The organism is Oerskovia sp. USHLN155, from assembly GCF_037145535.1.
Lineage (GTDB): Bacteria > Actinomycetota > Actinomycetes > Actinomycetales > Cellulomonadaceae > Oerskovia > Oerskovia rustica.
Genome location: NZ_JBBCXG010000002.1, coordinates 191,936 through 218,532, shown reverse-complemented (window position 1 = coordinate 218,532; position 26,597 = coordinate 191,936). Strand labels below are relative to the sequence as shown.

20 protein-coding genes are annotated in these 26,597 nt (G+C 73.1%); 15 read left to right on the top strand and 5 right to left on the bottom strand.

The window, feature by feature from the left end; genetic code table 11:
• The 7 genes from WFH32_RS03890 (at position 1) to WFH32_RS03860 (ending at position 7,850) form a co-directional block, all read left to right on the top strand.
• Complete coding sequence (locus tag WFH32_RS03890) at positions 1–1,959, top strand: metallophosphoesterase family protein (protein ID WP_191795361.1); 1,959 nt, start codon at positions 1–3, stop codon at positions 1,957–1,959.
• Between the two features lie 85 nt (positions 1,960–2,044).
• Entirely contained in the window at positions 2,045–2,761 is a 717-nt protein-coding gene (locus tag WFH32_RS03885) for a YceI family protein (protein WP_191795362.1), read from the top strand.
• Between the two features lie 145 nt (positions 2,762–2,906).
• Complete coding sequence (locus tag WFH32_RS03880) at positions 2,907–3,848, top strand: metal ABC transporter substrate-binding protein (protein ID WP_336706277.1); 942 nt, start codon at positions 2,907–2,909, stop codon at positions 3,846–3,848.
• A 110-nt stretch (positions 3,849–3,958) separates the two neighbouring features.
• Entirely contained in the window at positions 3,959–4,741 is a 783-nt protein-coding gene (locus WFH32_RS03875) for a metal ABC transporter ATP-binding protein (protein ID WP_336706276.1), read from the top strand.
• Positions 4,738–5,637, top strand: a complete 900-nt coding sequence (locus tag WFH32_RS03870; protein WP_336706275.1) for a metal ABC transporter permease — start codon at positions 4,738–4,740, stop codon at positions 5,635–5,637. Before WFH32_RS03875 ends, WFH32_RS03870 begins: the two co-directional genes overlap by 4 nt.
• Positions 5,638–5,739: 102 nt before the next feature.
• Positions 5,740–6,444 carry a metal-dependent transcriptional regulator gene (locus WFH32_RS03865; protein WP_318243995.1) on the top strand — a complete coding sequence of 235 codons (705 nt, stop codon included), beginning with the start codon at positions 5,740–5,742 and terminating at the stop codon, positions 6,442–6,444.
• Between the two features lie 170 nt (positions 6,445–6,614).
• Positions 6,615–7,850, top strand: a complete 1,236-nt coding sequence (locus WFH32_RS03860; RefSeq protein WP_336706368.1) for an MFS transporter — start codon at positions 6,615–6,617, stop codon at positions 7,848–7,850.
• 54 nt (positions 7,851–7,904) lie between these two features.
• Here WFH32_RS03860 and WFH32_RS03855 read toward each other — a convergent pair whose 3' ends face one another.
• Positions 7,905–8,138 (bottom strand): PLDc N-terminal domain-containing protein, encoded by a 234-nt coding sequence (locus WFH32_RS03855; RefSeq protein ID WP_191795368.1) that lies wholly within the window; start codon positions 8,136–8,138, stop codon positions 7,905–7,907.
• Between the two features lie 187 nt (positions 8,139–8,325).
• On the opposite strand from WFH32_RS03855, the gene WFH32_RS03850 reads away from it, so the two are divergent.
• Entirely contained in the window at positions 8,326–9,036 is a 711-nt protein-coding gene (locus WFH32_RS03850; RefSeq protein ID WP_191795369.1) for a vitamin K epoxide reductase family protein, read from the top strand.
• A 207-nt stretch (positions 9,037–9,243) separates the two neighbouring features.
• Positions 9,244–12,159, top strand: a complete 2,916-nt coding sequence (leuS, locus tag WFH32_RS03845) for a leucine--tRNA ligase (RefSeq protein ID WP_336706367.1) — start codon at positions 9,244–9,246, stop codon at positions 12,157–12,159.
• Between the two features lie 74 nt (positions 12,160–12,233).
• On the opposite strand, the gene WFH32_RS03840 is transcribed toward leuS, so the two are convergent.
• Both WFH32_RS03840 and WFH32_RS03835 read right to left on the bottom strand, forming a co-directional pair.
• Positions 12,234–14,531 carry a hypothetical protein gene (locus tag WFH32_RS03840; protein WP_336706274.1) on the bottom strand — a complete coding sequence of 766 codons (2,298 nt, stop codon included), beginning with the start codon at positions 14,529–14,531 and terminating at the stop codon, positions 12,234–12,236.
• Between the two features lie 148 nt (positions 14,532–14,679).
• Positions 14,680–16,620 carry a helicase HerA-like domain-containing protein gene (locus tag WFH32_RS03835; RefSeq protein ID WP_336706273.1) on the bottom strand — a complete coding sequence of 647 codons (1,941 nt, stop codon included), beginning with the start codon at positions 16,618–16,620 and terminating at the stop codon, positions 14,680–14,682.
• A gap of 83 nt (positions 16,621–16,703) precedes the next feature.
• Between WFH32_RS03835 and WFH32_RS03830 the strand changes: the two genes are divergently transcribed.
• From WFH32_RS03830 to WFH32_RS03810, 5 genes are all read left to right on the top strand, one after another.
• Positions 16,704–17,558, top strand: coding sequence for a DegV family protein (locus tag WFH32_RS03830; RefSeq protein WP_191795372.1), 855 nt, complete (start codon positions 16,704–16,706; stop codon positions 17,556–17,558).
• Between the two features lie 107 nt (positions 17,559–17,665).
• Complete coding sequence (locus WFH32_RS03825) at positions 17,666–18,649, top strand: helix-hairpin-helix domain-containing protein (RefSeq protein ID WP_336706272.1); 984 nt, start codon at positions 17,666–17,668, stop codon at positions 18,647–18,649.
• Positions 18,650–18,776: 127 nt separating this feature from the next.
• Positions 18,777–21,332 (top strand): ComEC/Rec2 family competence protein, encoded by a 2,556-nt coding sequence (locus WFH32_RS03820; RefSeq protein ID WP_336706271.1) that lies wholly within the window; start codon positions 18,777–18,779, stop codon positions 21,330–21,332.
• A 152-nt stretch (positions 21,333–21,484) separates the two neighbouring features.
• Positions 21,485–22,501 carry a DNA polymerase III subunit delta gene (holA, locus tag WFH32_RS03815; RefSeq protein ID WP_191795374.1) on the top strand — a complete coding sequence of 339 codons (1,017 nt, stop codon included), beginning with the start codon at positions 21,485–21,487 and terminating at the stop codon, positions 22,499–22,501.
• Entirely contained in the window at positions 22,498–23,016 is a 519-nt protein-coding gene (locus WFH32_RS03810) for a GNAT family N-acetyltransferase (RefSeq protein WP_336706270.1), read from the top strand. Before holA ends, WFH32_RS03810 begins: the two co-directional genes overlap by 4 nt.
• A gap of 138 nt (positions 23,017–23,154) precedes the next feature.
• Here WFH32_RS03810 and rpsT read toward each other — a convergent pair whose 3' ends face one another.
• Both rpsT and WFH32_RS03800 read right to left on the bottom strand, forming a co-directional pair.
• Positions 23,155–23,415: a 30S ribosomal protein S20 gene (rpsT, locus tag WFH32_RS03805; RefSeq protein ID WP_191788967.1), complete on the bottom strand. Its 261-nt coding sequence runs from the start codon at positions 23,413–23,415 to the stop codon at positions 23,155–23,157.
• 255 nt (positions 23,416–23,670) lie between these two features.
• Complete coding sequence (locus tag WFH32_RS03800) at positions 23,671–24,360, bottom strand: type II toxin-antitoxin system PemK/MazF family toxin (RefSeq protein WP_336706269.1); 690 nt, start codon at positions 24,358–24,360, stop codon at positions 23,671–23,673.
• 250 nt (positions 24,361–24,610) lie between these two features.
• On the opposite strand from WFH32_RS03800, the gene lepA reads away from it, so the two are divergent.
• Positions 24,611–26,533, top strand: coding sequence for a translation elongation factor 4 (gene lepA, locus WFH32_RS03795; RefSeq protein ID WP_138824100.1), 1,923 nt, complete (start codon positions 24,611–24,613; stop codon positions 26,531–26,533).
• The last annotated feature ends 64 nt before the right edge of the window (positions 26,534–26,597 follow it).

The following is a 26,597-nucleotide window of genomic DNA, read 5'->3' as shown; positions in this document are numbered from 1 at the left end:
ATGAATCGCCCCCGTATCACCCCGCCCCGCTGGGTCCGACGCACGCTGGTCGGGCTCGCGCTCCTCGTCCCCTGCGTCGTCTTCGGCGTGACCACCGCGACGGCCGACCTCAGCCTGGGTCCTCACGAGGCGCGGTACGAGGTGACGACCGACAGCCTCGTCGTGGTCGACCTGGGGCCGCTCGGCACGCTCGAGATCGACTCGCCGCTGCCGGCCGGGCTGGGAGCCCGGATCACGGTCCAGGAGATCCCTGCGGACCTCACGGCGTTCGACCAGGCCACCACGATCGCCGCGCTCAGCCAGGACCTGCAGGGGTACCTGCAGTTCTTCAGCGGCCCGCAGACCACGATCGACCAGGTCGCCCGTGCGCTCGTGGTCGACGCGCTGGCCCGCACGGGCCTGGCGGTGCTCGTCGTCGCAGCGGGCGGTGCCGGTCTCTACCTCCTGCTCGGTCGCGGCCGACGCGTCGAGATATCCGACGCCCTCGCCCCGCGGACCTGGGAGCTCACCGCGGGCGTCCTCGTCGTCTCGCTCGTCGTCGGCGTGGTCTCGGCGTCGGGCGAGGAGACCGCGCAGACGGACTCGCGTCCCGCGTCCGCGGTCTTCGAAGGCACCCCGCTCGAGGGTGCCCGGATCACGGGGCGGCTCGCCGGCGTCGTCGACACCTACGGCGGCCAGCTCCTGAACGCCTACCGTGACAACGAGAAGTTCTACGCGGGGGCGAACGACGCGCTCGTGGCCGCGTGGGACGAGCGGGACGCGCTCGAGGAGGCTGCGGCCGCCCAGGCGGAGGCCGAGGCGCAGGCCGCGCGGGACGCGGCTGCCGAGCCCCCGGCGGAAGGGGGCCTCGGGGTGGACGGCCTCCCGGACGACCCTGCCGGCGCGGAGGGCGAGGGTGCGGACCCGACCGGGGAGACGCCGTCGGGCAGCGCAGCCGAAGCGACCGCCGGGGAGACCGACGACCCGGCACGCCGCGCCGGCACCCCCGGGCCGACCGAGGCGCCGTCCGCGACCCCCGAGGACGAGCTCGTCTCGATGCTGGTCGTCTCCGACCTGCACTGCAACACCGGCATGACCCCGCTCATCAAGACCGCGGGTGTCCGGTCGGGGGCGGACATCGTTCTCAACGCGGGCGACACGACCATGAACGGGACGAGCGTCGAGCAGTTCTGCGTGAACTCCTTCATCTCCGCCGTGCCCGACGGCGCCACGATGGTCGTCGCGGACGGGAACCACGACAGCGTCGAGACCTCGGCGCAGGAGCGCCGGCGAGGGGTCAAGATCCTCGACGGCGACGTGATCGAGGTCGACGGCGTCCGCATCCTCGGCGACCGCGACGCGCTCGAGACGCGGATCGGGGCGGGCTCCAAGGCGTCCCGGCCCGAGACCCCGACCGAGCAGGCGGAGCGGCTCGCCGAGACCGCGTGCTCGGCGAAGGACGGCGTCGACCTGCTCCTGATCCACACCCCGCGCATCGGGAACGAGTCGCTCGAGTCGGGGTGCGTCCCGCTCCAGGTCTCGGGCCACACGCACCGGCGCAAGGGGCCCGAGCAGTTCGGGCTCGGCATCCGCTACGTCAACGCGAGCACCGCGGGTGCAGAGTCCGGCGAGCCGACGGTCGGGCCCCTCAAGGGAGTCGCCGAGATGACGGTCCTGCGCTTCGACCCGGTCGCCCGGGAGTTCGTCGACTGGCAGCTCGTGCAGGTCTTCCCCGACGGCAGCGCCCAGGTCTCGGCGCGCGAGCCGTTCCCCGTGCCGGCGACCGAGGAGGTCCTCGAGGGGGTCGACGGCACCGAGGGCACCGACGGGGACGTCGTCCCCGACGGCACCGAGGAGGGGGACGGGTCGGGCGACGGGAGCGGGGGTGAGGGCGCCGGGGAGCCCGAGCAGGACCAGGGCGCCGTCGTGCCGGACGCCCTGATCGTCGGTGCCGGGTCCTCGGCGAGCGGGAGGAGGTGAGGGACCCGTGAGCGATCCCGCCGGACCGGGTGAATCGGACCCTCGAGGTCCGGACGGTCGTGAGCGGCACGGCAGAATACGGGGCATGAGCAGAGGTGCCCGGTGGATCCTCGTCGCGGTCGTCGCGGCGCTGGCGATCGTGCTCGCCGGGCCGTACGTCGTGACGCGCATCTCCGCGGGCAACCCGCCGCCTCCGCTGGGCCTGCAGACGCCGGGGGAGAGCGCGCCGCCGTCGGAGTCGCCCGATCCGGGGCCCTTCGACCCTGACGGCACGTGGGTCGTGAGTCCCGGCTCGCAGGCCGGGTACCGGGTCGACGAGGTTCTCAGCGGTGAGAAGGGCACGGTCGTGGGCCGTACCGAGGCGGTCGGCGGCTCGCTCGTGGTCACCGACGGCGAGCTCGTCCGGGCCGACGTCACGGTGGACACGGCATCGATCGCGAGCGACAGCGTGGTGCGTGACGACGCGTTCCGGCGCCTCCTCGAGACCGACGTCTTCCCCAACGCGGTGTTCATCCTCACCGAGCCGGTCGACCTCGCGGGGATCGAGAACCGGGGCGAGCCCCTGACGGTCAAGGCCCGGGGAACCCTCACGATCCGCGACGTGACCGAACCCGTGACCGTGACGCTCGAGGCGCGGCGCTCGGGCGACGGGGTCCAGGTGAGCGGGGCCATCCCGGTGACGTTCGCCGACTACGGCGTGCACGTGCCGGAGCTGCCGTTCGTGACGCTCGACCCGACGGGCACCGTCGAGATGCTGCTCCAGCTCGAACGCGGTGCGCCCGCGCAGACCCCCGCGCCCTGAACCGCCTCCTGGACTCGCCCGGCCGGGCGTCCCCGCGCATCCCGCGGGAAGCGGATCCGGGCTCGAACGTCAGCCCCCGGTACTCGACGCGGAGCCCCGTCCACGGTTAAAGTTCGGTATGCCGAACTTTCAACTTCGCACAGGGGTGAAACCCTTTCTCGGAGGACTCGTCGCACTGCTCCTCGCCACGGGCTGCGCGGTCGACCCCGCCCAGGGCGAGCCTGGCCCCGAGGAGAGCCTCGTCGCGGGGGCGAGCGACGCCGTCGGGCGGCTGCAGGTGCTGACCACCTTCACCGTCCTGGCCGACATGGCCCGCGAGGTCGGCGGGGACCAGGTCGAGGTCGCGTCCCTGACCAAGGTCGGCGCCGAGATCCACGGCTACGAGCCCACGCCCGCGGACCTGCGCCGCGCCGCGAGCGCGGACCTGGTCCTCGACAACGGGCTCGGGCTCGAGAAGTGGTTCGAGCCCTTCGTCGCGCGGCTCGACGCCCCGCACGTCACGGTCTCCGAAGGCGTCGACGTGATCGAGATCGGCTCCGGGGCGTACGACGGGCGCCCCAACCCGCACGCCTGGATGTCACCCGTCAACGGCGCGATCTACGCGCACAACATCGGCGAGGCCTTCGCGACGGCAGACCCGGCGAACGCGGCCGACTACCGCGCGAACGCCGCCGACTATGCCGAGCGCATCGAGGCCGTGGGTCGCGAGCTCGCGACCGAGGTCGACCAGGTCCCGGCCGGCTCCCGCGCGCTCGTCACGTGCGAGGGGGCCTTCTCCTACCTGGCGCGCGACGTCGGGCTCGACGAGAGGTTCCTGTGGCCCGTCAACGCCGACCAGCAGGGCACGCCGCAGCAGGTCGCGCGCGTCATCGACTACGTCCGCGAGAACGACGTGCGCGCCGTGTTCTGCGAGACCACGGTCTCGGCCGCAGCCCAGCGGCAGGTCGCGGCGGAGACGGGCGCGACGTACGCGGGCACGCTCTACGTCGACTCGCTGTCCCGGCCCGACGGCGCCGTCCCCACCTATCTCGACCTGCTCGCCCACGACGCGCGCGTCATCAGCGCGGGGCTGCGGGGCGGGTCGTGACGACCGCTCGCCGGGCGACCGTGGGGGAGACCCCCGGTCCGGCCACCAGCCGGCCCACCACCCGACCCGACACCCGACCCGACACCCGACCCGACACCCCGGAGCCGCACATGGACCCCACTCCCGCCCTCGCCGTCCGCGGTCTCAGCGTCCGGTACCGCGAGGTCCTCGCGCTCGAGGACGTCGGCCTGTCGCTCGCTCCCGGCACCGTGACCGGGCTGATCGGGGCGAACGGCTCGGGCAAGTCGACGCTGTTCCGTTCCGTCATGGGCATGACGCGCGGCAACGGCGTGACCCAGGCCGGGGACGTGCGGATCTACGGCACGGACGCGGACGCGGCGCGCAAGGACGGGCTCGTCGGCTACGTTCCGCAGTCCGAGGACGTCGACTGGGCGTTCCCGGTCGACGTGCGCGACGTCGTGACCATGGGGCGCTACGGAGGGCTCGGGCCGACGCGTCGGGCGCGGGCCGAGGACCGCCGGGCCGTGGCCGACGCCCTGGAGCGCGTGGGGCTCGCGGACCTCGCGCACCGTCAGATCGGTCGGCTGTCCGGGGGGCAGCGCAAGCGGGTCTTCGTCGCCCGCGCGATCGCCCAGGGTGCGCGGCTGCTGCTGCTCGACGAGCCGTTCGCCGGCGTCGACAAGGTCTCGGAGGCGCAGATCACCGCGGTCCTGCGGAGCCTGGCGTCGGCCGGCTGCGCCGTCCTGGTCTCGACGCACGACCTGTCCTCCCTGCCGGACCTCGTCGACGACGCGATCCTGCTCCAGCGCCGCGTCATCATGACCGGTCCGCCCGACGTGGTGCTGCGCCCCGAGAACCTGGCCCGCACGTTCGGGATCGACCCGCTCGCGGCGAGCCGGGGCTCCGCGACGACCGAAGGAGCCACCCGATGAACCCGCTGGACCTGCTCGCTGCGGCGGGGACGTGGCTCGCTGCGCCCCTCGAGTACGAGTTCGTGCAGCGCGCGCTGCTCGTCGCGGTCGTCGCGAGCATCGTGTGCGCGCTCCTGAGCTGCTGGCTCATCATGATCGGCTGGTCGCTGCTCGGGGACGCGGTCTCGCACGCCGTGCTGCCGGGCGTCGTGCTGTCCTACATCGTCGGGGTGCCGTTCGCGGTGGGCGCGCTCGTGTTCGGGATCGGTGCGGTCGCGCTGATCGGCACGGTCCGGGACACGAGCAGGCTCAAGGAGGACGCGGCGATCGGCGTGGTCTTCACGACGCTGTTCGCGATCGGGATCGTGCTCGTCTCGGTCACACCGAGCCAGATCGACCTGGGCCACATCCTGTTCGGCAACATGCTCGGCATCACCGACACGGACCTGTGGCAGGTCGTGGTGCTCGGCGTGCTGACGACCGTGGTGCTCGTGCTCAAGCGGCGGGACCTGACGCTCTTCGCGTTCGACCCCGTGCACGCGCACGCGGTCGGCATCTCGCCGCGTCGCCTGTCGGCGCTGCTGCTGGGCTCGCTCGCGCTGACCGTGGTGGTCGCGCTCCAGGCGGTCGGCGTCGTCCTCGTCGTGGCCCTGGTCATCACGCCGGGGGCCACGGCCTACCTCCTGGTCGACCGCATGTCCCGCATGCTCGTGGTCGCGCCGCTCGTCGCGGTGGGCTGCGCGGTCGTCGGGATCTACGCGAGCTACTACCTCGACACCGCGAGCGCCGCGACGATCGTCGTGGCACAGGGTGTCGTGTTCGCGGTCGCGTACGTGGTGCACCTGGCGCGCCGCCCGCGCGTGCAGGCCGCGGGCCCGACGGCGGAGAGCGAGCCCGCGGAGGTGGTCGCCGGGTGAGGGGCCGGGCCGGTTGCACCGGGCCGGGGGCCGGAGCGTGCGCAGGCGTCCGGACCTCGGTCCGCCCGGCCCCGCGGAGGGCCGTGAAATAGAGTGAGCGCCGTGGACCATCCCCTCGACCTGACCTCCGTCGCCCAGGACTACCTCAAGGTGGTGTGGTCGGCGCAGGAGTGGTCCGACGAGCCCGTGACCACGAAGCTCCTCGCGGACCGCCTCGGCGTCGGGGCCTCGACCGTCTCGGAGACCGTGCGCCGCCTGTCCTCGCAGGGCCTGTTGGTGCACGCGCGCTACGGCGCGATCGAGCTCACGGACCTGGGTCGTTCGCACGCGGTCGCGATGGTGCGGCGGCACCGCATCCTCGAGACGTACCTGGTCTCGGAGCTGGGGTACTCGTGGGACGAGGTCCACGACGAGGCCGAGGTCCTGGAGCATGCGGTGTCGGACCTCATGCTCGACCGCATCGACGCGTTGCTCGGCCACCCGACGCGCGACCCGCACGGTGACCCGATCCCGACCGCCGCGGGACACGTCCCGCGACCGGCGGCGGTCCGGCTCTCGGAGCTCGACGCGGGGGCGTGCGCGGTCGTCGCGCGGATCTCCGACTCGGACCCGGACGTGCTGCGGTACCTCGCCGAGCTGGGTCTGGGGCTCGACGCCGAGGTCTGCGTGCAGGAGCGGCGCGAGTACGCGGGCACCATGGCCATCACGTGGGGGAGCGACGGGAGCCCGGTGCACCTGGGGCTGCCGGCGGCGTCCCGCGTGTGGGTCGTGCCGCAGGCCCTCGCCGCGGGACGCACCCCGGTCTAGACTGGCGTTCTTCCCGCATCATGCTGCCGACGGCGTCAGCGAACGGCTCGAATCGATTCGATCCGCAGCAACCTGCCCGTGAACACCCTCGAAGGGGTCCCGCCTTGACCGTCGACAGCACCAGCGCGCCCGGCCCGACCGACACTCTCGACGCGCCCGCCCCGGGCGGCGTGCGACGTCGTCGGGCGGGCGGCGCACGCCGTGGTCCCCGGACGGCCGGGCTCGCGCTGCTCGCGCTCGCCGCGGGCGGCTTCACGATCGGCACGACCGAGTTCGCGACCATGGGCCTCCTGCCCGACATCGCCGCAGACCTCGGTGCGACCATCCCGGTCACCGGGCACGCCATCACGGCCTACGCCGCTGGCGTCGTGGTCGGCGCGCCCCTGCTCACCGTGCTCGCCGCGCGCGTCTCGCGCAAGAGGCTGCTCATCGCGCTCATGCTCGCCTACACGCTCGGCAACGTGCTCTCGGCCGCGGCCCCCAGCATCGAGTGGCTCATCGCGGGCCGCTTCCTCGCGGGACTGCCCCACGGCGCGTTCTTCGGGGTCGGGGCCGCCGTCGGCGCCGCCGTCGCCGGACCTGGGCGGCGCGGCCACGCCGTGGCCATGATGATGACCGGCCTCACCATCGCGAACGTCGTCGGCGTGCCGCTGTCGACGTTCGCGGGCCAGCAGCTCGGCTGGCGTGCGGCGTTCGTCCTCATCGGCGTCCTGGGCGGCATCACGCTCGCGGCCCTGTGGCGCTGGGTCCCCGCCGGCGCGGGCGACACCGGGTCGAGCGTGAGCCAGGAGGTCGCCGCGCTGAGGAACGGCCCGCTGTGGATCAGCTTCGTGGGCGGCGCGATCGGCTTCGGCGGCATGTTCGCCGTCTACTCCTACGTCGCACCCACCATGACCGAGGTCACGGGTCTTGCGCTCGGAGTCGTGCCCGTGGTCCTCGCGATCTTCGGCCTCGGCATGACGCTCGGGACGATCGTCGGCGGACGGCTCGCCGACAAGGACGTGCTGCGGACCGTGTGGATCGGCTTCGGCTCGACGGCCGCGGCTCTCGTCGCGTTCGCGCTCACGGGCCAGAGCCCGGTCCCGGCCGTCGCGTCCCTGTTCCTGCTGGGCGTGACGTCGCAGATCCTGGGTCTCGCGCTCCAGACCCGGCTCATGGACCTCTCGCCCGGCGCCCCGTCGCTCGGGGCCGCGCTGTGCCACTCGGCTCTCAACGTCGGCAACGCCAACGGCGCGTTCCTCGGCGGCCTCGTCATCGCCGCGGGCTGGGGCTACCTCGACCTCGCGTGGACCGGCCTCGTGCTCACCCTCGCCGGCCTCGCGATCATCGCCCTGTTCGGGCGTCAGCGCGTCGTGCACGTCCGCGAGGACGCGCACGCGGAGCCGTCGCAGGCCGACAGCGCCTGATCCGGCTCGACCCTCCGCGGAGGGTCGAGCCGTCGCTCACCCGTGGGGGACGCCTCAGCCGTTGAGGCCCAGCCCCTTGCGGCCCTTCGCGAAGTAGGCGATCGGACCCACCCAGTTCGCGAGCATCGCCACGCCCCATGCGAGCTTCGAGCCCTCGACCTCGTCCGCGGACCGCCTGGCCAGGTCGCGGTAGCCCGCGACCGTGAGCGTGACCTGCACGATCGAGGCCACCACCATCACAGCCCTCTTGCGACCGCTGAACTCGCTCCACGACTTCTTGTGCGCCATGAGCACCCCTCCCGTGTCGGTACGTCGACCTGTGCCCACGACGCTACGCGTGCTCGACCCGACGCGCTCGGTGCGGGGCAGCGGGCGCGCGTGTACGTGGTGCGTTCAGCCAAGCCACAGAGATCGCCGGTACCTTGGGCCCACCTGTGTGCCGGAAGTGCACGCGCAGACCCTTCAGGAGCGGTTCGTGAGCGAGAGCCCCACCCGTCCTTCCCGTACCGGGCGCACCCCGGGCGCCACCGGCGAGTCCGCCGACCTCCTCAGCCCGGACGAGGGGGGAGGCCACCCGGTCCCCGACGGTGACCCCAAGAACCTCACCCCCCGCGCGTTCGGGTGGGTGCTCCTGGTCGCCGGCGCGGTCGGGCTGGTCGGCGCGGCCTGGCTCGCGATCGAGCGCTACCTCAAGCTCATCGACCCGAACCACGTCGCGGCGTGCTCCCTCAACCCGTTCCTCGACTGCGGCCCCGCGATGGCCTCGTGGCAGGGGGCGCTCCTCGGGTTCCCCAACCCGTTCCTCGGCGTCGCGGCCTTCCCCGTCGTCATGACGATCGGCGTCGTGGTCCTCACCGGCGCCCGCCTGCCCCGCTGGTTCTGGCTCACCATGCTCGCCGTCACGACCGTCGCGATGGGCCTCATCGTCTTCCTGGTGTGGACCAGCCTGTACGTGCTCGTCGTGCTCTGCCCGTTCTGCATGGTCGTGTGGGCCGCGACGCTGCCGATCTTCTGGTTCCAGGTGGTGCACGCCGTCCAGGAGGGGTACCTCAAGGTCTCCGAGGGGGTGCGCCGCGTGATCGTCGACAACAAGGGGACGCTCCTCGCTGTGCTCTACGTGCTCCTCGTGGCCTGGGTCTTCCTCGAGATGGGCCCCACGATCGTCGAGTACCTCCAGACGGTCTGACCGGCAACCACCGGTGCCCACCCGCCCCGTCCGCCCGGACACCCCGGGCGGACGGAGCCCCCGGCGCCGCAGGTGAGCGGCGCCGTCGGGCCGGGTGGGACGTGGGCGTCCAGCCCGTGCCCGCCTGCCGGACGACGCCGCGCCGAACGGTAAACTCGCGGGGTGAGCACGCCTGAGAACCCCGCCCCCGAGAACCCCGCCGAGTCCGTGCACGACGCCCCCGCGTCCTCGCTCGAGACGACCTCCCACCGCTACACGCCCGCCCTCGCGCAGGACATCGAGCTCCGGTGGCAGGACGCGTGGGAGGAGCGCGGCACGTTCTGGGCGGCCAACCCCTCGGGGCACCTCACCGACGGCGACGGCAAGCACGCCGACGGGCGCTCGCCCTACTTCATCATGGACATGTTCCCGTACCCCTCGGGCGCGGGGCTGCACGTGGGGCACCCGCTCGGGTACATCGCGACCGACGTCGTCGGGCGCTTCCGGCGCATGTGCGGCGACAACGTCCTGCACGCCCTCGGCTACGACGCGTTCGGCCTGCCCGCCGAGCAGTTCGCGGTGCAGACCGGCCAGCACCCGCGCGTCACGACCGAGGCCAACATGGCCAACATGAAGCGCCAGCTGCGCCGCCTGGGACTGGGGCACGACTCGCGCCGGTCGTTCGCGACGATCGACCCGGAGTACGTCCGCTGGACCCAGTGGATCTTCCTGCAGATCTTCGAGGCCTGGTACGACGAGGACGCCGTGCGTCCCGACGGCGGCACGGGCCGCGCGCGCCCCATCACCGAGCTCGAGGCCGAGTACGCCACCGGCACGCGGGCCGTCCCCGGCCACCCCGAGGGCACCCGCTGGGCGGACCTCGACCGCGCAGCGCAGCGCGCCGTGATCGACCCGCAGCGCCTGGCCTACGTGTCCGAGTCGCCCGTGAACTGGGCGCCGGGCCTGGGCACCGTGCTCGCCAACGAGGAGGTCACGTCCGACGGTCGCTCCGAGCGCGGCAACTTCCCCGTCTTCCAGCGCAGCCTGCGCCAGTGGAACATGCGCATCACCGCGTACGCCGACCGCCTGGCCGACGACCTGGACCTCATCGACTGGCCCGAGAAGGTCAAGTCGATGCAGCGCAACTGGATCGGTCGCAGCGAGGGCGCGAACGTGCGCTTCGCGATCGACGGTGCGATCGGCGGGAGCAGCTCCGTCGGTGACGTCGAGGTCTTCACCACGCGCCCCGACACCCTGTTCGGCGCGACCTTCATGGTCGTCTCGCCCGAGCACCCCCTGCTCGACGAGGTCCCGGCCGAGTGGCCCGACGGCACGCGCGCCGTCTGGACCGGCGGTCACACGACCCCGATCGACGCCGTCGCCGCCTACCGCAAGGAGGCCGCGGCCAAGACTGCGGTCGAGCGCCAGGCCGACGCGGGCAAGAAGACGGGCGTGTTCACGGGCCACCTGGCCGTGAACCCCGTCAACGGCACGCTCATCCCCGTGTTCACCGCGGACTACGTCCTCATGGGCTACGGCACGGGCGCCATCATGGCCGTCCCCGGCGGCGACGAGCGCGACCACGCGTTCGCCGAGGCCTTCGAGCTGCCCGTGATCCGCACGGTCGCGGCCCCCGAGGACCACGAGGGCGCCTGGACCGGCGACGGCGACATCGTCAACTCGTCCAACGACGAGATCTCGCTCGACGGTCTGAGCGTGCCCGACGCCAAGCGCGCCATGATCGAGTGGCTCGAGGCCAAGAGCATCGGCACCGGCACCATCACCTACCGCCTGCGCGACTGGCTCTTCAGCCGCCAGCGCTACTGGGGCGAGCCGTTCCCCATCGTCTACGACGAGAACGACCAGCCCATCGCGCTGCCCGACTCGCTGCTGCCCGTCAACCTGCCCGAGGTCCCGGACTACTCGCCGCGCACCTACGAGCCCGACGATGCCGACTCCTCGCCCGAGCCGCCGCTGGGCCGCAACGAGGACTGGGTCAACGTCACGCTCGACCTGGGCGACGGCCCCAAGTCCTACCGCCGCGACACCAACACCATGCCCAACTGGGCCGGGTCGTGCTGGTACTACCTGCGCTACCTCGACCCGGCGGACACCGAGCACATGGCCTCCCCGGAGCTCGAGAAGTACTGGACCGGCCCCGGGCACAACGCCACGGCCGGGCCCGCGGGCGGCGTCGACCTGTACGTGGGCGGCGTCGAGCACGCCGTGCTGCACCTGCTCTACGCGCGCTTCTGGCACAAGGTGCTCCTGGACCTCGGGCACGTGACCAGCACCGAGCCGTTCCACAAGCTCTTCAACCAGGGCTACGTGCAGGCCTACGCCTACACCGACTCGCGTGGTGCGTACGTGCCCGCGGAAGAGGTCGTCGAGGAGAGCAGCGGCGACGAGGTCCGGTACCTGTGGAAGGGCGAGCCCGTCAACCGTGAGTACGGGAAGATGGGCAAGTCGCTCAAGAACGTCGTGACGCCCGACGACATGTACGAGGCCTACGGCGCCGACACGTTCCGCGTGTACGAGATGTCCATGGGACCGCTCGACCTGTCGCGCCCCTGGGACACGCGCGCCGTCGTCGGCTCGCAGCGCTTCCTGCAGCGGCTGTGGCGCAACGTCGTGTCCGAGGACTCGGGCGAGACGACGGTCTCGGAGGAGCCCGCGGAGGTCGCGACCCTGCGCCTTGTCCACCGCACCGTCGCCGACGTGCGCGTCGAGATGGAGCACATGCGCTCCAACACGGCGATCGCCAAGCTCATCGCGCTCAACAACCACCTCACGGGGCTGGACCGCGTGCCGCGCGAGGCGATCGAGCCGCTGATCCTCATGGTGGCGCCCATCGCCCCGCACATCGCGGAGGAGTTGTGGTCGCGGCTCGGCCACCCGCGGTCGCTGGCTCACGAGCCCTTCCCGGTCGCGCTCGACGAGTACCTGGTCGAGGACACCGTGACGTGCGTCGTGCAGGTTCAGGGCAAGGTGCGCAGCCGGCTCGAGGTCCCGCCGTCGATCGGTGACGACGAGCTGCGTGAGCTGGCCCTGGCCGACGCGAACGTCCAGCGCACGCTCGACGGGCGGGGGATCCGCACGGTGATCGTGCGCGCGCCGAAGCTGGTGAACGTGGTTCCTGCCTGACGTCGTCCGCGTACCGCCACTGAGGGCGGAGCTCCAGCGAGAGCTCCGCCCTCAGGCGTGACCGGGCCAGGTCGTCAGCGGACGACCGTCCACTCGCTGATCTGCGAGACACCTCCACCGACCGGCTCCAGCCGGAGAGGTCCCGTCAGTGCGACACTCCCAGGGGTCCGGAGAGACACGTAGGTCCAACCGCTCGTCGCCGAACGCCCGTCGATCGTCCCCAGGCGCGTGCTGCCCAGATGGACGGCCATGACACCCACCGTCGGCCCGGTCTTCACCCGGAGGCGGACGATGCGCCCGGTCTGCACCTCGTACGACCGTGCCGGCATGCCGCCCTGGTAGATCGACGCGACGATCTGCGGCCCCGACGTCCCGGTCGCACCGGACCTGATGTCGGCGTGGAGGAACTGCACGCTCGACGCGACGTTGGTGCACACCATGGTCGACCACGCGCCGACGTTCCCGGCCTTGTCACGCGCTCGGACGCGGAAGCACGCCTGGTCGCCGAGCAGCAGGTCCACCTGCAGCCGCGTCGCCGTCGTGGTCTTCCAGGACGGACCAGGGCTGGTCCAACTGGACAGGGCGCCGTCCCGGCCGAGGGTGCGGCGCAGCTGAACCTCGTACGACGCGACGCCCACGTCGTCGGTGCCGGCGAAGGAGAAGGCCACCGGAACCGTGGCGTCGACCGCGGCGGACGCGTTCTGTGCGGCGGAGACCGAGAAGTACCGGGGCACGGTCGCGGACGTGATCGTGGGGAGCGTGCCGTCGACGAGCGAGCAGCGCGAGGAGGAGTACGCGCTCAGGTTCCCCGCCAGGTCGCGCACCCGCACGGCGAAGCACACCGTGTCCCCGGACGCGGCGGAGACCGCGAAGGTGGTCGCCGTGGTCCGCTGACCGTCCCGGGGGTACTGGTACGGGCCGGGCACCCCGCCACGTGGGGTGACCCGGTAGCGCACGTCGGACGATCCGATGCCCCCCGCGTCGGTGGCGCTCCAGGTGAGGGCCGGCCTCCCCGTGCCCTCGACGGCACGGACCGTCGCCGGCGCGGACGCCTTGACCACCGGTGCCGTGCCGTCCACGTCGGCGCACTGCTCGGCCGACCACGCGCCGACGTTGCCCGCACGGTCGACGGCGCGCGCCGAGAAGCACGTGCGCGAACCTGCGAGAGCCGTCACGGTCCGGCTCGTCCCGGTGTTCCCGCTGTTCTCGGCCAGGTAGGTGCCGAAAGTGGTGGAGCCGGCCGGTCGTGAGCGGTATCGCACCTCGTACCGGGCGATCCCGCTCGCCAGGAACACGGGGTCGGTGTCAGGGTCGACGCTGGTGAGATGGACCGTCACCTCCAGGGTCGCGGAGACCGCGTCGGTGCTCACGGTCGTCGTGGGAGCGGTGACGTCCGTCCGGGTTGCTCCTTCCGCGGTCCACTGCGTGAAGTCGACGACGCGTACGGTGCCCGAACCGTCGACGTAGGCCGCAGCGCGTCGGGAGTCGTCGAGGTCGATCCCGGGGAGGCTGCTCGTCCCGAGGACCCGACGGGAGCCGTCGAGGATCGAGATCGCGACGAGATCGCTCGTCTCGGCGCCAGGGTGTCGTTCGAGGCCGAGGACGAGCCCGGCTGCGGCCGACGGGTCGGTGAGCGGAGCGGGCCCGGCAGCGAGCCGCACGGGGCGGTACGCATCGGCCTGGTCGAGTGCGTAGACACCCTCCGGGCACGTCACGACCAACCACCGCCCGCCGAGGTCGTCGGTGACCGCTGCTTCCGGTTGGTCGCACGTGATACCGCGCCCGAGGGTGTCCGTCCACGGGTCGACGTCCGACACGACCTTGTATCCCCCCAGCAGCCTGGCTGCTCGCGTGCCGTCGACGACGAGGGTGGTCGCCGGCCTCCCCGTCAGCACCAGCGAGACGGCGGCGCCGCTGACCGACTTCTGGACCTGCACCCCGGAGGGGGCCGCGGGAACCGACACGAACGAGCCGGAGCCGCCGAGCCGGGAACCCGCAGGGACGTCGCGCTTCCCGCCGCCGTCCGCACGCCAGGTGAGGACGTCCACCCCTCGTGCGGGGTCGTGGGTGTGGACGACGTCTCCCTCGGCGGCGACGAGCGACCCGGTCAAGGACTGGGATCCCCACGCCTCCGACCAGGTCGGCGGGGTCCCTGCCGGGACCCGCGGGGCCGTCAGGATCTTCGGACCGGTCGGGCTCTGCACCTCGACGACGACCGAGGTGTCCGTCAGGGCGACGCGTCGCACCGGGCCGGGGAGGCCCGGTACGCTCTCGTCGCTCGGTGCGGCGCCGACGGTCACCGGGTCCGGGACGGGGGGTGCGGCCACGGCGGGCGCACCGGCCGGTGAGATGAGCGCCAGGGCGAGCGACACGGTGACGAGCCGTTGCCGTACCCGGCGGGCCGAGGGCGAAAGGTGTGACGACAAGGTGCTCCCCAGATGGAATCCACGTCGAGCGTCCTCGCGCGACGCGCCAGAGTGTAGTACCTCGTCGAGGGCACACCGCCCGGTGCCGGGCGGGTCAGCGTCGCCGCGTCCCGAACACCGTCCGCGTGATCTCCCGACCGAGCTGCGTCGCCATCGACCCCAGGAGCTTGTCGAGGCTAGAGGACGTGGTCGACCGCCGTGCCGTGCCGGTCCGCGAGCCGCCCCCTGAGCCACCTCCCGAGCGGGCCGCGTCCCGTTCGAGCGTGGCGCGCATCCTCTCGAGCTCGTCGGCCTGCTTCTTGGCAGCCTTGTCGGCCTCCTTCTGTGCCGCCTCCTGCTCCTTGGCCTGCTTCTCGGCGAGCTCCGCCTGCTCGGCCGCGGCGTGCTGCGCGGCGATGCGCGCGGTGAGCAGCTCGTACGCCGACTCGTTGTCGACCGCCACGCCGTATCGCGCGGCGAGCGGCGAGCCCGCGACGATCCCGTCGATCACGGCCTCGGGTGCGGGTTCCATCGACGACTGCGGCGCGCGGACCCGCGTCCACGCGACCGGTGTCGGGGCGCCCTTCTCGGTCAGCACCGTGACGACGGCCTCGCCCGTCCCGAGCGACTGCAGCAGCTGCTCCAGGTCGTAGGGCGACCGCGGGAACGTCCGCACGGCCGCGCGGAGGGCGGCGGCGTCGTCGGGCGTGAAGGCGCGCAGCGCGTGCTGGACCCGGTTGCCGAGCTGGGCCAGGACGTCGGCGGGCACGTCCTTGGGGCTCTGCGTCACGAAGAACACGCCCACGCCCTTGGACCGGATGAGCCGCACGGTCTGCACGACCTGCGCCACGAACTCCTTCGTCGCGCCCGTGAACAGCAGGTGCGCCTCGTCGAAGAAGAACACGAGCCGGGGCTTGTCGAGGTCGCCGACCTCGGGCAGGTCCTGGTACAGGTCGGCGAGCAGCCACATGAGGAACGTCGAGAAGAGCGCGGGACGGTCCTGGACGGCGGGCAGCTCGAGCGCCGAGATCGTGCCGCGCCCGTCGGCCGCGACGCGCAGCAGCTCGGTCGTGTCGAACGCGGGCTCGCCGAAGAACACGTCCGCTCCTTGCGCCTGGAGCGTCACGATCTCGCGCAGGACGACACCTGCCGTGGCGGCGGACAGCCCGCCGATGCCCTTGAGCTCGGCCTTGCCCTCGTCCGAGGTGAGGTACGCGATGGTCGACTGCAGGTCCTTGAGGTCGAGCAGCGCGAGTCCCTGCGTGTCGGCCCAGTGGAAGATGAGCCCCAGGCTCGACTCCTGCGTGTCGTTGAGCCCCAGCACCTTGGAGAGCAGCAGCGGCCCGAAGTCGCTCACGGTCGTGCGGATCGGGACGCCCTTGCCGAGCCCGCCGAGCGAGTAGAACTCGACCGGGTACGTGGTCGGCTCCCAGTCCTGCCCGATGCTCGCGGTGCGCTCGAGGATCTTCTCCCCGCTCGCGCCAGGTACTGCGAGCCCCGACAGGTCGCCCTTGATGTCCGCGACGAACGTCGGCACGCCCGCGTCCGAGAGTCCCTCGGCCATGCCCTGCAGCGTCTTGGTCTTGCCCGTCCCGGTGGCCCCGGCGACCAGCCCGTGCCGGTTGAGCATGGCGAGCGAGAACCCGACCTGGACGTCGGCGCTCGGCACGGGGTCGCCGCCTGCCGTGCCCGGCGCCTCGAGCAGCGCACCGAGCGCGAGCGTGCCGCCGCGGTAGGCGTAGCCTGCGGCGACCTCGGCGGGGTAGCCGTCCAGAGGGCCCGACGGAGGAACCTGCGCGGGAGGTGCGGCTGCCGGAGCAGGGGTGGCAGGGTCTGGCGTGCCCGACGGCGCCGCGTCGGCGGGTGCGCCGCGCACCTCTGCGCCGGGCCCGGCGGGCGAACCTGCGACGGAGTCCCCGGCCGTCGCGGCCTCGGCGGCCTCGAGCGCGGCCTGCGCCGCGGCGGCCCTGGCCTCGGCCGCCTCGGCGGCCGCCTGCGCGGCGGCTGCCTTCAGGGCGGCGAGCTCTGCGGGGGAGGGGGCTGCGTCGTCGGGCATGTCTCGGATACTAGGGCGGTGTCCCGGTGAGCGCGCGGCGCAGGATGCGACGTCCTGCGCACGCCACGTAAGGTGTCCCGAAGATGAGTCCTGCGAAGCCTCCGGCCGTCCACGTCGTCACGGACTCGACCGCCTCCCTCCCCTCCGGTGACCTCCCGGCGCTGTCCGTGGTGCCCCTGCACGTGCTCGCCGGGGACGAGGTGTTCCTCGAGGGGATCGACGTGTCGCCCGACGACGTCGCGCACCGGATCGGTGCGGGCGAGCGGGTGACGACGTCGCAGCCGACACCGCACGCCCTGGTCACGGCCTACGAGGCGGCGGCGCGGGCCGGTGCGCGGTCGATCGTCTCGATCCACCTGTCGGGCGACCTGTCGGGCACGGTGCACGCGGCCGCGCTCGCGGCGACGCGCTCCCCGGTGCCGGTGCGGGTCGTGGACTCGCGGACCGTCGCGATGGGCCTCGGGTTCGCCGCGCTCGCGGCGGCCGGCGTCGCGGTGTCCGGCGGGACTGTCGACGAGGTGGCCCGCCGCGCGATCGCGGTCGCGGACTCGAGCCGCGCGATCTTCATGGTCGAGTCGCTCGACCACCTGCGCCGCGGGGGCCGCCTGGGCGTGGCGGCCGCGACGCTCGGCTCGGTGCTCGGCGTGCGGCCGCTGCTCGCGGTGCGCGACGGGCGTATCGAGGTGATCCAGAAGGTCCGGACCCGCGGTGCGGCGGTCGACCGGCTGATCCAGGTGGCGGTCGACTCGGTCGAGCGTCGGTCCGATCCCGAGCTCGCGGTGCACTACCTGGGCGACGACGGCGCGGCGAGGGACGTGGCCGACCGGCTGTGGGACGAGACCGGCGTGCGGGCGGCGGTCACGCCCGTGAGCGCGGTCGTCGGGGCCCATGCGGGACCGGGTGTGCTGGCGATCGTCGTGGCGGACCGCGCACCGTAGGTCGTTCCTCATGGCTGGCCGTGCACAGGTCGACCCGCGGTGCGTCGTGTCCACAGCGTCGGCCCGCTGCTCCGCGGGTGGCGTGGACAGGCGCATAGCGTGCCCGCGTGACCTTCTCCCGGACGCGCCCGCCGACCGCCGACGACGACCTGCCCCGCCCCGGCGGAGGGGATCGTCTGCGGCGGTTGCGAAGCGTCGACCCGACCCTCGACCCGGGGTCGAGCGACGACGCCCTGCAGCCCTCGACCTCACGTCCAGGGTCGCCCGTCGCGGGGGAGGAAGGCCTGTCGGACGAGCCGGCGCCACGGCACGGTCTGCTGCACGCGGTCGCCGAGGCGTACACGGCGGCGAACGGTCACCCGACGACGCACTCGGGGTTCGAACACGTGCCCGACGGCGGCCCGCGCCGCTGGTCCGTCGGGGCCAGGACCGCGGTGGTCGCCGCGGTCACGGTGCTGCTGCTCGCGACGGGCACGGGGGTGTGGACCCTCGCCGACGGTGACGACCTGCGTCCGGTGGCGGCCCTCGGTGCCGCGATCCCCGGTGCAGGGGCCGGCGACTCCCGGGGTGACGGCGACGGCCCTGCAGCGCCTGCGGACAAGGACCCCGCCGGAGCCGGCCCCGGCACCGCTCCCGGAGCCGCGGACCCTGCGCCGACGGTGAGCGACGTCGTCGTGCACGTGGTCGGGGCCGTGGCCGCGCCCGGGCTCGTGAGCGTGCCCGAGGGCTCCCGTGTCGCGGACGCGCTCACCGCGGCCGGGGACGCCACGCCGGACGCCGACCTCGCAGGGGTCAACCTGGCCCGCGAGGTCGTGGACGGCGAACAGATCGTCGTGCCGAGGCCGGGCGAGGCCGTGGTCGCCGCCCCGGAACCGGCGACCGGGGGCGGGACGTCGAACGGCCCGGTCGACCTCAACGCGGCCGACGAGGCCGCGCTCGACGGACTGTCCGGGATCGGTCCTGTGCTCGCGGCCCGCATCGTCGAGTGGCGCGAGGCGAACGGCCCGTTCACGACCGTCGAGGAGCTGGGGGAGGTGAGCGGGATCGGGGACGCGCTGCTCGCCAGGCTGCGCGACCAGGTGAAGGTCTGAGACGGTGCGCGACGACGCGGGTTTCCCGGCTGTCCCGTCGGCCGGGCGGTCCTCCGGTCCGTCCGACCCACCGTCGCCGGGCGACCCGGTGCGTCCCCCACGGGCGACCGCGACGGACCTCCGGCTCGTGCCCGCGGCTCTGGCAGCCTGGGGGAGCGCGTGGTGGCTCACGGCGACCGAGCCCGGGGCCGCCCTGGCGGGGACCGTCGTCGGCACGGCACTGATGGCTCTTCTCGGGGCGCTGCTGCTCGTCGACCGTCGCCCGCGCCGAGGCCCTGCCACCCGCGTCCCGGCGCTCGGTCCCCCGAAGCCCCGAACCCCGGAACCCCGAACCCCGGGACGCCGGTGGCTCGCCCAGTGCGCCCTGATCGTGGCCTGCGTGCTGGCCGTGCTGGTCGCCGGGACGGTGCACCTCGTCGCACGGGACCGGGGAGGTGCCGCCGACCTCGCCGCCCAGGGCGCGACGGTCGAGGTCGTGGGGCGAATCGTCGGCGAACCGGTGACGGTCACGAACCCGTGGTCAGGGGCGGCGGACTCGGTCCGCACCACGCTGGCCCTGGACGCGCTCGAAGGTCGCGGCGCCGCGGCCCCCGCTGGAGGACGGATCGACGTCCTCGCAGGCCTTGCCTGGGGTGACCTGGCCTACGGGAGCGAGGTCCGGGCGTCAGGCAGGCTGCTGCCTGCCGACCCCGGGGACAAGACCGTGGCGACGCTCGTCGCGGCCGGGCCCCCCACGGTCACGGGCGCACCCGTCCCCGTGCTGGGCGTCGTCAACACCTTGCGGGCCGACCTCCTCACGGCCTCCGACGGGCTGCCTGCCGATGCGCGGGCGCTGCTTCCCGGCGTCGCGGTCGGCGACACCTCGCGCATCGACGACGAGCTCGACGAAGCACTCAAGGCCACGGGGCTGACCCACGTGACCGCGGTCTCGGGCGGCCATTTCGCGATCGTCGTCGCGACCGTGACGGCGCTGTGCGCCACGGCCCGCGCGCCGCGTCAGGTGCGCGTGGTCGTGACGGGCGTGGTCATGGCGGGGTTCGTGCTCCTGGTCCACCCCGACCCGAGCGTGCTGCGCGCGGCGACGATGGGCGCGGTCGGGCTCGTGGGGATCGGGCTGGGTCGGCCGTCAAGGGCTCTCCCGGCGCTCGCGGCCGTCGTCGTGGTGCTGCTCGTGCTGGACCCGTGGCTCGCGCGGTCGTACGGGTTCGTGCTGTCGAGCGTCGCGACGGCCGCCCTGGTCCTCGGGACCCAGCCCGTCGCGCGGCGCCTCACGCCGTGGATCGGCAAGGTGCCCGCGTTCGCGCTCGCCGTCCCGCTGACGGCGCAGCTCGCGTGCGCGCCGGTCCTCGTCCTGCTGGACCCGTCGGTCGCGACCTACGCGGTACCGGCCAACCTGGTCGCCGCCCCGGCGCTCGTCCCGGCGACCGTGCTCGGGGTGCTCGCGACCCTCGTGGCGCCGTGGTTCCCGGGGGCCGGGGTCGTGCTGGCGTGGCCCGCGGGGTTGGCGTCGTGGTGGATCGCCGCGGTGGCGCGGTTCTTCGCCGACCTCCCCGGGGCGCGGCTGCCGTGGCCGGGCGGGGCCGGTGGCGCGGCGGCGCTCGCGGTGCTGACCGTCGGCGGGCTGGTCCTGGTGTGGCGCTGGCGGTGGGTCGCCGGCCTGGTCGGGGTACGGGTTCCGTGGAGCCGCGGGAGCGGGTGGCCGCACACGTGGCGCACGGCCGTGCGAGCGAACGTGCGGGAGGCCTTCGTTGCCCGACGGCGCCGCGCGACCCTGCGCCTCCTGGTGGCCTGGGCGGTGCTCGCCGCCCTGGCCGCCGGATGCGTGGTGTACGCGTGGCCGCGGTGGATCGCCCCCGCAGGTCGTGACGTGCCGGCCGACTGGGCGGTCGTGGCGTGCGACGTCGGCCAGGGCGACGGGCTGGTCGTCCGCACCGGTGCCGGGCGCGGCCTCATGGTCGACGTCGGGCCCGCAGGGGACGCCGCGGGGACCTGCCTCGACGAGCTCGGGATAGAGCGCCTCGACCTGCTCGTGCTCACGCACTTCCACGCCGACCACGTCGGCGGGCTCGACGCCGTGCTCGACGGGCGCCAGGTCGCCCGGGCGCTCGTGACCGGCCTCGGTGACCCCGCCGACCAGGCCAGGTGGGTCCTCGACGACCTGAGCGACCGAGGGGTACCCGTCGAGGTCGCCGGGGCCGGGACCGGCGGCGTGCTCGGCGACGTGTCGTGGGAGGTGCTGCAGGCCGGGCAGGGCAAGGTTGCACCGTCCACCCAGCGAGGGCGCCCCGCCCTGGCCGAGGCCGACGGGGGAGCGAACGACGCGAGCATCGCCCTGCTCGTCACGACTCCTCAGCTCACGCTCGTCGCGCTCGGCGACCTCGAGGACGGTGGGCAGGAGGCCCTCGACCGAACCCTGCGGTCCCGCGCCGGCGGTGCCGAGGTCGACGTCGTCAAGGTCGCGCACCACGGGTCCCGCGTCCAGTCGATCGGGCTCGCGGCGACCCTGAGCCCCACGGTCGCGATCGTGAGCTCGGGCGAGAACACCTACGGCCACCCGACCGACACCGCGCTCGACCTCTACGAGAGCGTCGGCGCAGCAGTCCTGCGCACCGACTGGTGCGGGACGTTCGCGCTCGTCGTGCGCGACCGGGCGCTCGCCGTCGCGGGCTGCGAGGACGGCTGACGGGACGGGCTGAGCCGCTCGGGTTGCGGACCATGCGGTTGCCGCTGCTCGACCATGCGGTTGTCGTCCGGCCTCCGGCCGATCGCGACGCCAACCGCATGCTCGGCACCGGGATGTGCCCCGGGTGGGTGGGCCGTGGGATCGTTGTGCCCATGGCTGCCGCTCCTTCCCGCACCTCCGCCCGCCCGTCCGCGACGCTCGCCTGGAACGCGGTCGAGCTCGCGCCCGTGGTGCTGGTGCAGGGGCCCGAGGGGCTCCTCGCGGAGCGCGCCGTCGACTCGTTGCTCGAGCTCGCCCGCGCCCGCGACCCGGAGGCGGAGAAGTCGGAGATCGAGGCGGCGACCTACGAGTCCGGCATGCTGACGGTCGCGGCGAGCCCGTCGCTCTTCGGCGAGCCCAAGTTCGTGGTCGTGCGGGGCGCGGAGGCCGCGGCGGATGCGCTCATCCCGGACGTCGTGGACTACGTGGCCTCGCCGGACCCGGACACGACCGTCGTGGTCGTGCACGGCGGCGGGGTGCGGGGAAAGAAGATGCTCGACGCGATCCGGGCGTGCGGAGCCCCCGTCGTGGCGTGCGAGGCCATCAAGAAGGACGCCGACAAGCTCTCGTTCGTCGCCGCGGAGTTCAAGGCCGCGGGGCGTCGGGCGGACGCCGGCGCGGTCAAGGCGCTCGTCGAGGCGCTCGGCAACGACCTGCGCGAGCTCGCGAGCGCCTGCGCCCAGCTCGTCGCCGACACGACGGGCACCATCAGCGCCGCGACGGTCGACCGGTACTACGGCGGCAGGGTCGAGGCCACGGGGTTCCGGGTCGCCGACGCCGCCGTCGCGGGCAAGGCCGGCGAGGCCGTGTCGTTGCTGCGGCACGCGCTCGCGACCGGGGTGGACCCGGTGCCGCTCGTCGCGGTGCTCGCGATCAAGCTCCGCACGCTCGCCAAGGTCGCCGCGATGCGCGGCCGCGGGGGAGTCTCGGCCAAGGACCTGGGCCTCGCCCCCTGGCAGATCGACCGTGCGAAGAAGGACCTGTCGAGCTGGACCCCTGAGGGGCTCGCGGCCGCGATCACGGCGGTCGCACAGGCCGACGCCGAGGTCAAGGGCGGTGGCCGTGACCCGGTGTTCGCGGTCGAGCGTGCGGTGCTGACGATCGCCGGGGCGCACGGCTCGGGACGGTGAGCGCCCAGGGACGCGCGGTGCCGGGCCAGGACACGGGCACTGGCGTGCGGGTCCGGCGCGCGACCCAGGAGGACCTGGAAGCGGTCGCCCGGATCGAGAGTCGCGCCCGTCGTGGCACGGACCGGGACCAGCTCGTGCTCGCCCTGACCGACCCGGAACGGGTCGTGCTCGTCGCGACCGTGGACGACGAGGTCGTCGGTTGGGGCAAGACCCACTGGTGGTCGTACGCGGACGGGCCGGCACCGGTCGGCCACTACCTCGGGGGCGTCACTGTCGACCCGAGTTCTCGCCGTGGTGGCGTCGGGCGCGCGTTGACCCGGGCACGCATGGACTGGGTCGCCGAACGTGCGAGCTTCGTCTGCTGCGTCGTGAACGCGACCAACGTCGCCTCGCTCGCGCTCCACGAGGGCGCCGGCTTCCGTGAGGTGGCGCGGGCGGCGTCGTTCCACACGATCCGCTTCACGGGCGGCAGCGGAGTGCTCCTGCGCGCCGAGCTGGGCGCGGGCCGCGCCTGACGGCACCGACCCGCCCCGTCCCCGGACGCACGAGAGGCGCTGCCCCGTGGAGGGAGCAGCGCCTCTCGACGTTCACCGTGCGGCCCGAGGTGGATCAGGGGCGACGCACAAGGTCACGCGTGGAAGGGAGTGTCACGCTCAGAGAGCGTTGACGGCCTTCGACAGAGCCGACTTGCGGTTCGCAGCCTGGTTCTGGTGGATGACACCCTTGGAGACTGCCTTGTCGAGCTTCTTCGACGCGGTGGCGAGGGCGCTGGCAGCGGCCTCCTTGTCACCGGCGGCGACGGCCTCGCGAACGCGGCGAACGTTCGTCTTGAGCTCCGACTTGACGGCCTTGTTGCGCAGACGAGCCTTCTCGTTCGTCTTGATGCGCTTGATCTGAGACTTGATGTTTGCCACGTGTGGACTTTCTGGTGTGTTCGCCGAAGCGATCGAATAGGTCGTAGAGGGCGATTCCAGCTCCGGGACTGGGGGTGGGGAACCCTTGGAGAGGAGCTGGAACTGTGCCCGCCGACCTGGGCGGACACGCAGCCACCAAGACTACCAGCCGACCGTGAGATCGGCCAGAATGCTCACCTCCGGCCCGGCACGGCTCGTCATCGCCCGTCATCCCGCCCGTACAGGTGACCACGAGGACCGCCTGCGCGAACGGGCTCAGCCCTGGATCCGGCCCATCTCGCGGACGATCGTCTCGAACGTGCGGCGGTCCATGACGGCGCCCTCGCGGCGCACCGCGCCGGGGTCGACGCGGATCACCCGGTCGAGGCGCACCTCGCTGTCGCGGCCGCGGGAGTCCCACGGGCCCGAGCCGATGTCGAGCCAGCGCCGCCCCCAGCGTGCCTCGTCGGCGGCGTCGCGCGAGTGGTCCTTGCTCGAGAGCATGGTCGCGAGCAGCCAGTTGCCGTCGCGCCCGACGAGCAGCACGGGCCGGTCCTTGCCCTGGGAGAAGTCCTCCTCGTAGGGCACCCAGGTCCACACGATCTCGCCGGGGTCCGGGTCGCCGTCGAGCTGGGGGGAGTACTCGGCCCGCACGCGGCCCGTGAAGTCGCCGGGGTAGGTGTCCGTGGGCTGGGGTCCGCGCGCGGTCGCGGTGGCCGCGGCGCTGCCAGGCCTGCGGGTGCCGGCCTGCGGTCCGGGCTTCGGCGAGCGGGTGCCCGACGCCGTCGCTCCCGTCCGCGGACGCGGCGCCACCCCGCGCGGGGTGCCCGCCGCCGTCGGGCCGGAGGACTTGCGGGGGGACTCTCGGACGTCCGCCCCGCCGGCCGGGCGGGACGAGCCGCCGAGCGCGCCGAGGATCGCGCGCGCCGCGTCCGTGAGCAGGGAGATCCACTTGTTCTGAGCCACGCCCGCAATCTACCCGGACCGGCCGCGGCCGGTCCGGGGTGCGGGCCCTGCGGGTCCGGCCGCCCGGGGCGGGTGAGCCGCGCGCGTGCGGGGTCGTGGGACAATGGTGGTTGCTGTCCGACCCTGCGTGCGACGACCAGCGACCTGCCGGGCGCGTCCCGGCGGCTCACGCTCCGTCGTCGAGCACCGATCCGCAGGGGCGGGCGCCGTCCGCCGCCCCGTCTTGACCCACCACAGGAGCGCACCCCAGTTGTCCCCGATCCCCAGCGCCCAGCTGAGCACCCGCATCCAGCCCGCGGCGACGCCGCCCGAGCTGCTGCGCAACTTCTGCATCATCGCGCACATCGACCACGGCAAGTCCACGCTGGCCGACCGCATGCTCCAGCTCACCGGCGTCGTCGACGCGCGCGCCATGCGTGCGCAGTACCTCGACCGCATGGACATCGAGCGCGAGCGCGGCATCACGATCAAGTCGCAGGCCGTGCGCATGCCGTGGGCCGTGCGCGAGGGTGACGACCCGGACGACCAGTCGGCCCCGCTGGTGCCCTACGCCCTGAACATGATCGACACGCCCGGGCACGTCGACTTCACGTACGAGGTGTCGCGCTCGCTCGCCGCGTGCGAGGGGGCCGTGCTGCTCGTGGACGCGGCGCAGGGCATCGAGGCGCAGACCCTCGCGAACCTGTACCTCGCGATGGAGAACGACCTCGCGATCATCCCCGTGCTCAACAAGATCGACCTGCCGGCCGCGCAGCCCGAGAAGTACGCCGAGGAGATCGCGGGCCTCGTGGGCGTCGACCCGTCGACCGTCCTGAAGGTCTCGGGCAAGACGGGCATGGGCGTGACCGAGCTGCTCGACCGCATCGTCCAGGAGGTGCCGGCCCCTCAGGGGGACGCCGACGCCCCGGCGCGCGCCATGATCTTCGACTCGGTCTACGACACCTACCGCGGCGTCGTGACCTACGTCCGTGTGGTCGACGGCAGCCTGAACCCGCGCGAGAAGATCGTCATGATGTCGACGCGCGCGACGCACGAGCTCCTCGAGATCGGCGTGAGCGCGCCCGAGCCGCACCCCACCAAGGGGCTCGGCGTGGGCGAGGTCGGCTACCTCATCACGGGCGTCAAGGACGTGCGCCAGTCCAAGGTCGGTGACACCGTCACGAACGCGGCCAAGCCTGCGGAGGACGCGCTCGGCGGCTACAGCGACCCCAAGCCCATGGTGTTCTCGGGCCTGTACCCGATCGACGGTTCGGACTACCCGGTCCTGCGCGACGCCCTGGACAAGCTCAAGCTCAACGATGCGGCGCTGAACTACGAGCCCGAGACCTCGGTCGCGCTCGGCTTCGGGTTCCGTGTGGGCTTCCTGGGTCTGCTGCACCTCGAGATCGTGCGCGAGCGCCTCGAGCGCGAGTTCGACCTCGAGCTCATCTCGACCGCCCCGAACGTCGTCTACGAGGTGACCCTCGAGGACCGCTCGGTCATCACGGTCACCAACCCGAGCGAGTTCCCGGGTGGCAAGATCGGCGAGATCCGTGAGCCGATCGTCAAGGCCACGATCCTGTGCCCCACCGAGTTCATCGGTGCGGTCATGGAGCTGTGCCAGGGCAAGCGTGGCGTGCTGGGCGGCATGGACCACCTCTCGCAGGACCGCGTCGAGCTGCGGTACACGCTGCCCCTCGCGGAGATCGTGTTCGACTTCTTCGACCAGCTCAAGTCCAAGACGCGCGGCTACGCGTCGCTCGACTACGAGCTCTCGGGCGAGCAGGCGGCGGACCTGGTGAAGGTCGACATCCTGCTCCAGGGCCAGACGGTCGACGCGTTCAGCGCGATCGTGCACAAGGACAAGGCGTACTCGTACGGCGTCATGATGACGGAGAAGCTCAAGGAGCTCATCCCGCGTCAGCAGTTCGAGGTCCCCATCCAGGCGGCCGTGGGTGCTCGCGTGATCGCGCGCGAGACCATCCGTGCGATCCGCAAGGACGTGCTCGCCAAGTGCTACGGCGGTGACATCAGCCGTAAGCGCAAGCTGCTCGAGAAGCAGAAGGAGGGCAAGAAGCGCATGAAGACGATCGGTACGGTCGAGGTCCCCAAGGACGCCTTCATCGCGGCGCTGTCCTCCGACGGTGCGGGCAGCAGCGGCGGCAAGGACGCGAAGGACAAGTCCAAGAAGTGATGTGCTGCTCTTCTCGTGAGCGCGTGGCCCTCGATGTGCTGGGGGCCGCGCGCTCCGCGGCGTC

Bases quoted from the DNA above. Each gene is read 5' to 3' on its own strand.
- WFH32_RS03885 (WP_191795362.1), top strand. From the start codon at position 2,045: ATGAGCAGAGGTGCCCGGTGGATCCTCGTCGCGGTCGTCGCGGCGCTG.
- WFH32_RS03855 (WP_191795368.1), bottom strand. From the start codon at position 8,138: ATGGCGCACAAGAAGTCGTGGAGCGAGTTCAGCGGTCGCAAGAGGGCT.
- WFH32_RS03830 (WP_191795372.1), top strand. From the start codon at position 16,704: ATGAGTCCTGCGAAGCCTCCGGCCGTCCACGTCGTCACGGACTCGACC.
- WFH32_RS03870 (WP_336706275.1), top strand. From the start codon at position 4,738: ATGAACCCGCTGGACCTGCTCGCTGCGGCGGGGACGTGGCTCGCTGCG.
- holA (WP_191795374.1), top strand. From the start codon at position 21,485: ATGGCTGCCGCTCCTTCCCGCACCTCCGCCCGCCCGTCCGCGACGCTC.
- WFH32_RS03835 (WP_336706273.1), bottom strand. From the start codon at position 16,620: ATGCCCGACGACGCAGCCCCCTCCCCCGCAGAGCTCGCCGCCCTGAAG.
- WFH32_RS03890 (WP_191795361.1), top strand. From the start codon at position 1: ATGAATCGCCCCCGTATCACCCCGCCCCGCTGGGTCCGACGCACGCTG.
- WFH32_RS03875 (WP_336706276.1), top strand. From the start codon at position 3,959: ATGGACCCCACTCCCGCCCTCGCCGTCCGCGGTCTCAGCGTCCGGTAC.